Source organism: Rhodococcus sp. 1163, assembly GCF_002091985.1.
In the GTDB taxonomy this organism is placed as follows: domain Bacteria; phylum Actinomycetota; class Actinomycetes; order Mycobacteriales; family Mycobacteriaceae; genus Rhodococcoides.
The window spans coordinates 365,781-377,832 of record NZ_MKKX01000017.1 but is presented as its reverse complement, the minus strand read 5'-3'; the positions used below and the strand labels follow the sequence as shown (position 1 = coordinate 377,832).

Genomic DNA, 12,052 nt, shown 5'->3' with positions numbered 1-12,052 from the left:
CGTACACCCCGAAAAGTGTGGAGACTGTTCTATATGTGCACGAGTAACCTTCGGCCGTCATGCTGATTCCACTGCTGAAGACCTATCTGGCCCCGTACAAGCGTTCGATTGCGGCACTGGTGGTGCTGCAGTTCGTGGCCACGGCTGCCTCGCTTTACCTACCGCGACTCAACGCGGACATCATCGACAACGGCGTCACTCGCGGGGACACGGACTACATCGTGTCCACCGGCATGTGGATGCTGGGTGTCTCGCTTGTTCAGATCGTCTGCTCGGTCGCGGCCGTGCTCATCGGTGCGAAAGCTGCCATGGGTGCCGGCCGCGATCTGCGGAAGTCCATTCTGCATCGCGTCGGGACATTCTCGGCACGTGAAGTCGGGCAGTTCGGCGCGCCGTCGCTCATCACCCGCAACACCAATGACGTGCAACAGGTCCAGCTACTGATCGTCATGGGCTTCACCATTTTGGTGATGGCGCCGATCATGTGTATCGGTGGGGTGGTGATGGCGCTTCGGGAAGACATCGGTCTGGCCTGGATACTGCTGATCGCGGTTCCCGGACTGGCAATCTCGATGGGACTCATCGTGGTTCGCATGGTGCCGGGGTTCCGGTCCATGCAGATCCGTATCGACGCAGTCAACCGCGTACTCCGTGAGCAGATCACCGGCATCCGCGTCGTCAGGGCTTTCGTGCGTGAGCGATTCGAGATCGATCGATTCGCCGTCGCCAACGACTCCTTGACCGATGCCGCGCTTCGTGTCGGTCGGTTGATGGCCCTCATGTTTCCGACAGTGATGCTGATCAGCAACGTGACCAGCGTCGCGGTGATCTGGTTCGGCGGCCATGCCATCAACGACGGAACCATGGAAATCGGTTCGTTGACAGCGCTTCTCAGCTACATCATGTTGATCCTGATGTCGGTCATGATGGCGTCGTTCATCGCGATGATGGTGCCGCGGGCGTCGGTATGTGCCGACCGCATCAGCGAGGTGCTTGCCACCGAATCTTCGGTCGTACTGCCGGCCGCGCCCAAGGCATTCGTGACGACGCCCGGCCGTGTCGAGCTGCGCAACGCCGAATTCTCCTTTCCTGGAGCGCAATTCCCCGTACTGAGCGGTGTCGACCTCGTCGCCGAACCAGGCAAGGTCACCGCCATCATCGGCGGTACCGGATCGGGTAAGACCACACTGATCAACCTGATCCCCAGACTCATCGACGTCACGGCGGGGCAGGTCTTGGTCGGCGGCGTCGATATTCGCGAACTCGACATCGACATCCTGAGATCGGAGATCGGCCTCATCCCGCAGAAGCCTTACCTGTTCTCCGGAACCATCGCCACCAACCTTCGATATGGCAAGTCCGACGCCACCGACGAAGAACTGTGGGAGGCGCTCGAGATCGCACAAGGTGCAGATTTCGTCCGAAAGATGCCCGACGGCCTCGAGACCGCCGTCGCGCAGGGCGGAACAACTGTCTCCGGGGGCCAGCGTCAGCGGCTCGCGATCGCACGGGCCCTCGTGCGACGCCCGAGCATCTACCTGTTCGACGACTCGTTCTCCGCGCTCGACCTCACCACCGATGCCAACCTCCGAGGCGCGCTGAAACCCGTCATGAAGGATGCCTGCATGATCGTTGTTGCACAACGCGTCTCGACCATCGTCGACGCGGACCAGATCCTCGTGCTCGACGACGGCAGACCGGTCGGGCTCGGTACGCACGAAGACCTGGTCATCACGTGCCCCACCTACGCCGAGATCGTCGACTCGCAGCATGCGGTGGCAGCATCGTGACGAAGCCGGCTACACAGCCTGTACTGACGAAATCCCCATCGGCGGGGCCGGCAGCAGGACGTCCTGGCGCGCCTGGAGCGCCCGGAACGAAGGCGTTGAACTTCAAGTCCTCACTCAAACGACTACTCGGACTTCTGAAGCCGGAGAAGACGTTGCTGTCGCTGATGCTGGCGTTCGCCGTCGTCAGCGTTGTTCTCACCGTTGCTGGTCCGAACATCCTCGGGCATGCCACCAACTTGATCTTCAACGGTGTGGTCGGGAATCAGCTCCCGGCCGGCCAGACCAAGCAGGAAGCGATCGACGGACTTCGTGCGCAAGGGCAGGGAACCTTCGCAGACCTGGTGTCCGGAATGGACGTCACCCCTGGCGTCGGGATCGACTTTTCGGCCGTCGGGAATGTTCTGCTGTTCGTACTCGCGCTGTATCTGGCGTCGGCGGTGCTCGCCTGGGCCCAGGGATACATCCTCAACATCGCGCTCCAGCGGACCGTGCGCAATCTGCGTGACAGTGTGGAGCGCAAAATCCACCGACTTCCCTTGAAGTACTTCGACTCTCGAACCCGGGGCGAGCTACTCAGTCGCGTCACCAACGACATCGACAACGTCTCCACCAGCCTGCAGCAGACCTTGAGTCAGTTGATCACCTCGGTGCTGACAGTGTTGGGCATCTTGGGGATGATGATCTGGATCTCGCCATTGCTCGCCTTCGTTGCGGTGCTGACGGTTCCTGCGTCGTTCGTTGTCACAGCCGTCATCGCCAAGAGATCGCAGCCGCACTTCGTCGCCCAGTGGAAGCACACGGGGCGGCTCAACGGTCAGATCGAGGAGACCTACACCGGTCATGAACTGGTCAAGGCATTCGGCAGGCAGGCGGAGGTCGAGCAGGAGTTCGGCGACCGCAACGACAAACTGTTCGAGTCGAGCTTCCGGGCACAGTTCATCTCCGGAATGATCATGCCCGCCATCATGTTTCTCGGAAACATCAACTACGTGATCATCGCCGTCGTGGGTGGGCTGCGAGTTGCATCGGGCACGCTGAGCCTCGGTGAAGTACAGGCGTTCATCCAGTATTCGCGTCAGTTCACCCAGCCACTGACGCAGGTCGGATCGATGGTGAACTTAGTCCAGTCCGGCGTCGCTTCGGCCGAGCGGATCTTCGACCTGCTCGACGCCGACGACGAGGACGCAGATCCAGTCGAACCTGTCGTCCCCGTGTCGAATCTCGGCCGCGTCGCCTTCGAGAACGTCTCGTTCCGCTACAACGAGAGTCAGCCACTGATCGAGGACCTTTCGCTGGTTGCCGAGCCCGGGCATCTCGTCGCAATCGTCGGCCCCACGGGAGCCGGCAAGACGACATTGGTGAACCTCATCATGCGGTTCTACGAACTCGACTCGGGCCGAATCACCATCGATGGCGTCGACGCCCGCGAGATGAGCCGCGACGAGTTACGTGGACGGACCGGAATGGTGTTGCAGGACACCTGGCTCTTCGGCGGAACGATTCGCGACAATATCGCCTACGGAGATCCGAATGCGTCGGAGGAAGAGATTCTCGAGGCGGCGCGAGTGAGCTACGTCGACAAGTTCGTGCACTCTCTGCCCAACGGCTACGACACGATCATCGACGAGGAAGGAAACAATGTCAGTGCCGGTGAGAAGCAGCTCATCACCATCGCTCGCGCGTTCCTCGCCAAGCCGCTGATCCTGATTCTCGACGAGGCGACGAGTTCGGTCGACACGCGCACCGAGTTGCTGGTGCAGAAGGCAACAGCAGCCCTGCGTAGCGACCGCACCAGCTTCGTCATCGCGCACCGACTCTCGACCATCCGCGACGCCGATCTGATCGTCGTCATGGAGGACGGCCGGATCGTCGAGCAAGGCAATCACGACTCGCTCGTCGAGTCGGGCGGGGCGTACAACAGGCTGTATGCGTCGCAGTTCGCCTAAGGTTGGTCGAGTGAGCGCTCCAAACGACCCCTTCTTCGACATCGACAGCCGCCTCGACGGTCAGCTCGGTCGAACCGGTACCATCCACACCCCGCACGGCGACATCGCTACCCCGGCGTTCATTGCCGTCGGCACCAAGGCAACCGTCAAAGCGGTTCTGCCAGAAGCGATGAAGGAGCTCGGCGCCCAGGCCGTACTCGCCAACGCATATCACCTGTACCTGCAGCCGGGCTCGGACATCATCGACGAAGCAGGTGGCCTCGGTAAGTTCATGAACTGGGACGGGCCGACCTTCACCGACAGTGGGGGCTTTCAAGTGATGTCGCTCGGCGTCGGTTTCAAGAAGGTCATCTCCATGGACGCGAGCCGTGTGGAGTCCGACGACGTCATCGCCGAAGGCAAGGAACGCCTCGCCCACGTCGACGACGACGGCGTCACCTTCAAATCACATCTCGACGGTTCGAAGCATCGATTCACGCCCGAGGTGTCGATGCAAATCCAACACCGCCTCGGCGCCGACATCATGTTCGCCTTCGACGAGCTCACCACCCTGATGAACACCCGTGGCTACCAGGAACTATCGGTCGACCGAACCCAGGCATGGGCCGTCCGCTGCGTCGAGGAACACGAAAGACTGACCGCAGAACGCGTCGGGAAGCCGTATCAGGCGTTGTTCGGTGTGGTGCAGGGCGCGCAATACGAAGATCTACGACGCAAGGCCGCACACGATCTGGAGACGATCACCGGTGAGACCGGGCGAGGTTTCGACGGCTACGGCATCGGCGGCGCTCTCGAGAAGCAGAATCTCGGGACGATCGTGCGGTGGGTGAACGAGGAACTGCCCGAACACAAGCCGCGCCACATGCTTGGTATCAGTGAGCCCGACGACTTCTTCACCGCCATCGAGAACGGCGCCGATACCTTCGACTGCGTCAACCCTTCTCGTGTCGCACGTAACGCAGCAATCTATGTCCCAACAGGACGTTTCAACATAAATACGGCAAAGAATCGTCGTGATTTCACACCGATCGACGAACACTGCGACTGCTACACATGTGCTCACTACACGCGGGCCTACATCCACCACCTGTTCAAGGCGAAGGAAATGTTGGCCTCGACGCTGTGCACCATCCACAACGAGCGATTCACCGTGAAGTTGGTCGACGATATCCGAGCGTCGATAAACGAGGGACGGTTCGAGGAGTTCAAGACCGAATATCTCGGTCGTTTCTACGGAAGTGCTAACCGGTAGTCCGTTTCTGGTGGGCGAGTTGCTCTTCCAGATCTTCGATCCGGTGGAGCAGCTCTGCTTCACGTTCGGCCGCCTTGCGTTGGTACACCTTGGACAACTCGGTGAGGTACGCCTGGTCGTATCGCGGAATGATGCTACGCGAGCAGTTCCAGTCGAACGCCTCGACGTCGATGACGATGCTGCGCGCGGACTTCGCGGCAACTGTTCGAGTTCCCAGATCCTCGAGCCTTGCCTGCAGTTCGGGGTCGGCGTCCGCTTCGATCACGCGTGCTCTGCCGTAGAGCTTGAGGCGCTGGCGCAGTGGATAATTCACCAAAAATAGTGCAACGCGGCCGTCGTGATCGATATTCGACGCGGTCACATATTGGTTGTTGCCGGCGAAGTCAGCGAAACCTAGCGTCGAATCGTCGAGTACCTGAAGGAAACCCTTTGGGCCACTGCGATACTGAATGTAGGGCCAGCCGGATTCGGCGACGGAGGCGATGTGAAACTGATCGGCCTCGCGGATGATGAGTTTCTCTCGGGTATCCAGCGGCATGGGGCCGTCGTCGGGGCGTTCGGTCTGTGACCCGTACGCGGTGTAGCTCCCCGTCGCTTTCTGCCGCTCGATTGCGGAGGGCCCGAACATCAGATGGTGATAGTGATTGTTGGGCATGGCTCAGGCCTGGTCCTCAGCTTGTGGTTCCATAGCTTGCGCAAGTTCGTCGATCCGATACTCCACCGAAGATCCTTTCGCCTACCCGACTGCTTCGTACACCGTAGCGCGGCTGATTTCTGCGGAGATCGATGCCTGTGATGAGTAGTCGACGGTGGTACTGACCTCACATCACCCGGATGGTGTGAGGTGGACATCCATCGCAATTCGTACTGTCGAACGAGGTCCTGTTTCACTCTTCGGTCCCGACCGCACAGGTATGCCATCACCACGGTCGAGGTCCTACGGAAGCAGGAGACGGTCGGACCGAAAGGAAGCCATGTCCACTGATACCGGCGCTACACCGACGGTGCGAGCCGTGCACGAAGACGCATTGCGCACCCTGCCCTTCTCCGACGAGCAGGACTTCGCGGATGCAGATCGGGGGTTTGTCGCTGCGCTACAGCCCGGCGCCATCACCGATGCTGCCGGGTCTGTTGTCTGGGACTGCGATTCTTTCGCGTTCCTGAAGGACTCGTGTCCACCGACAGTGCATCCCAGCTTGTGGCGTCAATCGCAGCTGTGCGCCAAACAGGGTTTGTTCGAAGTGTGCGATCGGGTGTACCAAATCCGTGGCCTCGATGTTTCGAATCTGACGTTGATCGAGGGTGATCGCGGGGTCATCGTCATCGATCCGCTGATCTCGGCGGAGACAGCAGCGGCAGGACTCGCTCTCTACCGGGCCCATCGCGGCGAACGACCTGTCACCGGTGTCATCATCAGTCACAGCCACATCGACCATTTCGGCGGTATCAAGGGTGTCACCACCGTGGAGGACGTCGAGGCCGGCCGGTGCCCGGTATTGGCGCCTGCCGGATTCGTCGAGCACGCTGTGGAGGAAAACGTCTATGCGGGAACAGCAATGGCTCGCCGTGCCGCCTATATGTATGGAGCTGCGCTACCGCGTAAACCTCTGGGGGCGGTGGGGGCAGGTCTTGGTTTGACCACGTCGACAGGTACGCCGACGCTGATTTCGCCGACAGTCTCCATCGACCGGTCAGGCCATATGGAGACAGTCGACGGTGTGCGGATCGAATTCCAGCTCACGCCGGGAACCGAGGCTCCGGCGGAGATGAATTTCTACTTCCCGGACCTGCGCGCCTTGTGCATGGCCGAGAATGCAACCCATACCCTGCACAACCTATTGACCCTGCGTGGCGCGCTCGTACGCGATCCGCATGTGTGGTCCGTATATCTCACCGAGTCGATCAACCGGTATGCATCCAAGTCCGATGTGCTGTTCGCTTCGCACCATTGGCCCACCTGGGGGACCGAGCGGCTGACCGAATTTCTGGCACTCCAACGCGATCTGTACGGATATCTTCACGACCAGACGGTGCGGCGGATAAATCAGGGTTTGACCGGTACCGAGATCGCCGAGGAAATCGCATTGCCTCCGGCCATAGACAATGCGTGGCACACCAAGGGTTACTACGGATCGGTCAGCCACAATGTCAAAGCCATCTACCAGCGGTACATGGGATGGTTCGAGGGCAATCCAGCCCTGCTGTGGCCGCACACACCGGTGGATTCCGCGAAAAGACACGTCGACTTCATGGGTGGTTCCGCGGAAGTACTCCGGAAGGCGCGAGAGACGTTCGATCGAGGCGACTTTCGCTGGGCCGCACAAGTTCTCAACTATGTGCTTTTCGCGGAGCCGGACAATTCCGAAGCCCGTACTCTTCAGGCCGATACCTTCGAACAGCTCGGATTCGGCTGTGAGAACGGCACTTGGCGTAATTTCTACCTGATGGGCGCATACGAATTGAGGCTCGGCAACGTCGGCACACCGATCGTCGCTGCTGCTCCCGACATCCTCGGCGCGCTCACGGTCGGGCAGATTTTCGACGCCATCGCGCTGCGTGTCGACGGGCCACGGGCGTGGTCGGCCGACATCGTGCTGGACTGGGACATCACGGACGAAGAGTTGGTGCACCGAACGGCGCTGCGTAACGGCCTTTTGGTTCACTTCGACCTTGATCACGATGCAACTCGCGGAGACACCGTTTTCCACCTGACCCGGCCTGACCTGATCGGTATATTGCTCGGCGGGATGGATCTCGGTGCATTGATCTCGGACGGAAAGGTACGCGTCGACGGCGATCCGAGCCGGCTGGCGGAATTGGCAAGTTACCTCGACGCGCCCGATCCGGACTTTGCGATAGTGACCCCGTGATGGGCACTTCGTCGCCGCTATCGGGAAGTTATGCGAGACCGAAGGTAGCAGAAAGAATTTTCACTGCTCAGCCGTCGAGCTTCGCAAAAATACGGTCCGACAGCGCCTGATCGTCGACGCCGAGGATCTGGTTCCAGAAGTAGACCGCTTCCGGGCCGTAGGCGTGGCCGTGGCCGTAAGGAACCTCGGCAGCGAACACCATGTCCAGGGTGACCTGCCAGAAAGACACAAACGGGACCCAGTTCATCCCCTTGTCGATGTCTTCGCCGCGTGGCTCGTCGAGCCAGTCGGGTTTGTTGAGGAGCAGACTCGGTGACCACCACACGATGGGATCGCTTGCATGCTGCCAATACACGATGCGCGGCGAATCCCACTCGCCGAGGCCAGGTGCGTCGAGGTCGGCCGGAGTCGAGGCGAAACGCACATTTTCGCCACCGTAGATAATGGGCAGGATTTCACGACTGCCGGGATCTCGGGAATCGGTGATCCGCCGCCACTGCTCGGTGAAGTTCGGGGTGCCCACGAACAGAGCACCGTCAGTTCGGGCGATGATGTCCTGAGCGCCGGAGAATGCGTCTTGCGCGCCATACGAACCCAGGGACTCTCCGAAGACCAATAGTTTGGGTCGCTGCTCGGGAGGTTGCTCACTCCACCGGGCGTACACCGCCTCGAACAACGCGCGTCCGGCAAGCTTGGGCGTCTTGCGGTCGGCAAGAAATGCCAAGGGGCTCGGCAGGAAGGAATACTGCATCGACGCAATCGCAGAATTGCCGCCGGACAGGTATTCGAGCGAGGCGGCCACATCCTGATTCACCCAACCACGCCCGGTGGTGGTGGCCACGGCAATGTACTCGCGATCGAACGCGCGGGTCCGATCGAGCTCGGCGACAACATTGTCCGCAAGCGCGTCGACGACGTTTTCGCCGTCCTCGAAACCGTCTGCATCTACTGAAATTCGACCCGAATATACCCGGATCGGTTCCTGCGCAGGTGCTCCCGTCATCTCGGTGATCTGTGCGGCATCCGGTCCGCCTGCCACGAATGTCCGGCCTTCACGCCCGAGCGAATCCCAGCTTTCGAGCGACTCCGGAGACCCTGAGCGTTCTGGCGAAGTAGGCTGAACCACTCCGTCGGCTGTGCCCTTGTCTGCTACGGCGGCAGAACCATTGGCGATACGCGTGATTCCCGTCGAGAGAATGCCTTCGATCATGAGCACCACGATCACAGTTACGACGAGCGCACTGACGCCCAGCGCAATGGGTGCGGGTAGGAATCGATCGACGAATCGGTCGAGTAGGTGCACGAGCAGCCGAAGGCCGCGTCCGATGAGTAAGCAGAGCAGGAAGACCACGGCGCCGACGGCAAATACTCCAAGGTAGTCCCAGTTGCTGCCGGGCTCGACACCAACAAGTTCTCGGGAGATGTCCTGCCACCACGATCCGAGTACGAGGAAGGTGGGGATCACGACCAGAGCCACGATTCCGATCGTGATCCAACCGGCCCGCTGCCATCGCGGTGACCACTGTCGGGTCAGCCCACATTTGTGGAGGAGCCAAAGAACCAGGGCTCCTACTCCGTAGCCGATCGCCGCACTCACGCCGCTGGCCACAGCCTGGAGATGCCAGGGGCGCGGTAGCAGTGACGGGGACATGGACCAGCAGTAGAACGCTAGGGCGAATATCAGACCTATCGGATTGAACCTGGCCAGCCAGTGTCGAACTCGTCCGAAGCGGACCTTGTTCGGTGGTGGGTTGCTTTCATCGAGGGGCGAGTGCTCGAGGTTCGGAGCTTCTTCTGTGGAGGCGGGCATCATGTGGCTCCCTGATCGTTCTCGCGTAGGACATCGTGCTGGTTCCGAAGTGACGCCATCACGAGAATGAGAAAGAACGTCGTCGGCCGGACTTTACCCCCCGATTTCAGCTGGTGTTTCGGCTATCTCAGGGGAAAGCGAAAAATTTGGTTGAACGCATTTATCCGATTACACAGACTTTCCCTCTACTGAGCAGTGTTTTTGGTTAGCTTCTGATGTCTGCACAGACAGAGCTCTGCCACGAGCGGAAGAAGGACGTCATGACCAAACACCACACAAATGCACGACAAACCACCAACCTCGGTGACGTGCTCTCTTTGAACACGGTGTTCGTCAGGCCGGGTGAGGCCACCGAGCTACCGAAATTCAGGATTCCAGACGACATGAGTCTGCCGGAGACGGCGTATCAGATCGTGCACGACGAGGCGATGCTCGACGGCAACGCGCGGCTGAATCTCGCCACCTTCGTCAGTACCTGGATGGACGACGAGGCCAAGAAGCTCTACAGCGAGACCTTCGACAAGAACATGATCGACAAGGACGAGTACCCACAAACAGCTGCAATCGAGGAGCGCTGCTGGAAGATATTGGGCAACCTGTGGAACAGTCCCGACGTCGACAACGCTATCGGTACCTCGACGATCGGTTCCTCGGAGGCGTGCATGCTCGGAGGACTCTCACTCAAGCGTCGTTGGCAAGGCCGTCGTAAAGCGGAGGGGAAGTCGACCGAGACCCCGAACATCGTTCTGTCCACCGCCGTTCAGGTGTGCTGGGAGAAGTTCTGCAACTACTTCGAGGTGGAACCGCGGTGGGTGCCGATCAGCAAAGACCACATGGTTCTCGACGGGTACGAACTCGAGAAGTATGTAGACGAGAACACTATCGGTGTGGTTGCCATCATGGGGCAGACCTATACCGGCATGTACGAGCCCGTCGCCGAGATCGCCAAGAAGCTCGACGAGATTCAAGCCGATACCGGGCTTGACGTTCAGATCCACGTCGACGGAGCCTCGGGAGCCATGATTGCTCCATTCTGTCAGCCCGATCTCGAGTGGGACTTCCGAGTCGCGCGGGTGGCGTCGATCAATACCTCCGGCCACAAGTTCGGTCTGGTGTACCCCGGCGTCGGCTGGATCGTCTGGCGCGATGAAGAAGCCTTGCCCGCGAGCATGGTCTTCCACTGCAGCTACCTCGGCGGAGACATGCCCACCTTGGCGCTGAACTTCTCGCGTCCAGGAGCTCAGGTATTGCTGCAGTACTACATGTTCCTTCGATTGGGGTTCAGGGGCTTTCGTCAGGTGCAGCAGGGTTCACTCGATGTGGCACAGCATCTTTCGTCGAAGATTGCGCGACTGGATGCTTTCGAACTGGTCAGCAAGGGAGACACGATCCCCGTCTTCGCTTGGCGACTGAAAGAGGGGTACACCGACAAGTGGAATCTGTACGACCTCTCCGATCGGTTGAGGATGAAGGGATGGCTCGTTCCTGCCTATCCGATGGCCGACAATCTGGGTGAGATGACAGTTCAGCGCATCGTGGTACGTGCCGGGTTGAGCGAGGATCTAGCAGACGCACTGTTCAGAGACCTCGAAGGCGAGGTTACTTTTCTCGACAGCCTTTCTGCGCCTATGCCGCGAGTGGGCGAAGGATCCCACTTCCATCATTGAATAGACCGGAGGCGGTTGCATGAGTATTGCTGCGGAAACACCGCGTTGGCACGCTGTGCTCCTGACGCCCACTTTGTACAAGCAGTGTGTGAGCTTCATGATCGGCTCTTCACTGTTCGCCTTGGGTTCTGCCCCAGGGTTCGGTACCTGGGCCGGTGCCTCGGCGTCCAATATCTGTTATTTCATCGGCGCATGGTTCTTCACCGCGGCTGGATTCATTCAGCTGGTCAGAAGTGGCGCGGTCACGACAGAGGTCTCGTACGGATCCGGCTTCATGGTGCGGGCCGAGTGGTTGGCCGCCGCAACGCAATTCGTCGGTACGTTGTTGTTCAACGTCAGCACCACCGCTGCGTTGCAATCACGATCGGTCACCCAAGAGAAACGCCTCGTCTGGAGTCCGGATGCGGGAGGCTCGGTCGCTTTCCTCATCAGCGGGGTACTGGTGATCATCGCGTATACCCACGCCCGAAAGTTCTGGGATCCGAGCGCGGCCGACTGGTGGTCCGGGCAGATCAACTTGATCGGGTGCGTCGCATTCGGCGTGTCCGCGGTGGCTGCCTTCGTCACCCCGGACGGTGTCACGGTCGACTCGACGCTCGCCAACACTGGCACCTTCGTCGGTGCGCTGTGCTTTTTCTTCGCGTCGTTCCTGGTTCTACCGCGGTGGAGTCGAGGTCGAGATCTCGACTCCACCCGGTAGTCGACCGTCGTGCGGTA

Annotated in this window: 8 protein-coding genes; 6 read left to right on the top strand and 2 right to left on the bottom strand. The window is 60.1% G+C overall.

The genetic code is table 11. The annotated features are described in order from the left end of the window. Window positions 1-59 precede the first annotated feature (59 nt). Genes BJD99_RS05245 through tgt form a run of 3 tightly spaced genes read left to right on the top strand, consistent with a single transcriptional unit; the run spans window position 60 to window position 4,988 of the window. Entirely contained in the window at window positions 60-1,790 is a 1,731-nt protein-coding gene (locus BJD99_RS05245) for an ABC transporter ATP-binding protein (RefSeq protein WP_084345713.1), read from the top strand. Window positions 1,791-1,813: 23 nt separating this feature from the next. After that, a complete protein-coding gene (locus tag BJD99_RS05240; protein WP_084345925.1) occupies window positions 1,814-3,736 on the top strand; it encodes an ABC transporter ATP-binding protein in 1,923 nt (640 codons plus the stop codon). Continuing rightward, complete coding sequence (gene tgt / locus BJD99_RS05235) at window positions 3,717-4,988, top strand: tRNA guanosine(34) transglycosylase Tgt (RefSeq protein WP_084345712.1); 1,272 nt, start codon at window positions 3,717-3,719, stop codon at window positions 4,986-4,988. The genes BJD99_RS05240 and tgt overlap by 20 nt, the downstream gene beginning before the upstream one ends. On the opposite strand, the gene BJD99_RS05230 is transcribed toward tgt, so the two are convergent. After that, a complete protein-coding gene (locus tag BJD99_RS05230) occupies window positions 4,978-5,643 on the bottom strand; it encodes a pyridoxamine 5'-phosphate oxidase family protein (RefSeq protein WP_084345711.1) in 666 nt (221 codons plus the stop codon). The two genes, tgt and BJD99_RS05230, sit on opposite strands and share 11 nt — an antisense overlap. A gap of 319 nt (window positions 5,644-5,962) precedes the next feature. Here BJD99_RS05230 and BJD99_RS05225 point away from each other — a divergent pair, with 319 nt between their 5' ends. Continuing rightward, entirely contained in the window at window positions 5,963-7,858 is a 1,896-nt protein-coding gene (locus tag BJD99_RS05225) for an alkyl/aryl-sulfatase (RefSeq protein ID WP_084345710.1), read from the top strand. 67 nt (window positions 7,859-7,925) lie between these two features. Here the strand turns inward: BJD99_RS05225 and BJD99_RS05220 are convergent, their stop codons facing one another. Continuing rightward, window positions 7,926-9,668 carry an alpha/beta-hydrolase family protein gene (locus BJD99_RS05220; RefSeq protein WP_179142188.1) on the bottom strand — a complete coding sequence of 581 codons (1,743 nt, stop codon included), beginning with the start codon at window positions 9,666-9,668 and terminating at the stop codon, window positions 7,926-7,928. Between the two features lie 260 nt (window positions 9,669-9,928). Between BJD99_RS05220 and BJD99_RS05215 the strand changes: the two genes are divergently transcribed. Next, window positions 9,929-11,335, top strand: a complete 1,407-nt coding sequence (locus BJD99_RS05215; RefSeq protein ID WP_084345923.1) for a glutamate decarboxylase — start codon at window positions 9,929-9,931, stop codon at window positions 11,333-11,335. A gap of 19 nt (window positions 11,336-11,354) precedes the next feature. Beyond that, window positions 11,355-12,035, top strand: coding sequence for a hypothetical protein (locus BJD99_RS05210; protein WP_084345709.1), 681 nt, complete (start codon window positions 11,355-11,357; stop codon window positions 12,033-12,035). Window positions 12,036-12,052: the final 17 nt, after the last annotated feature.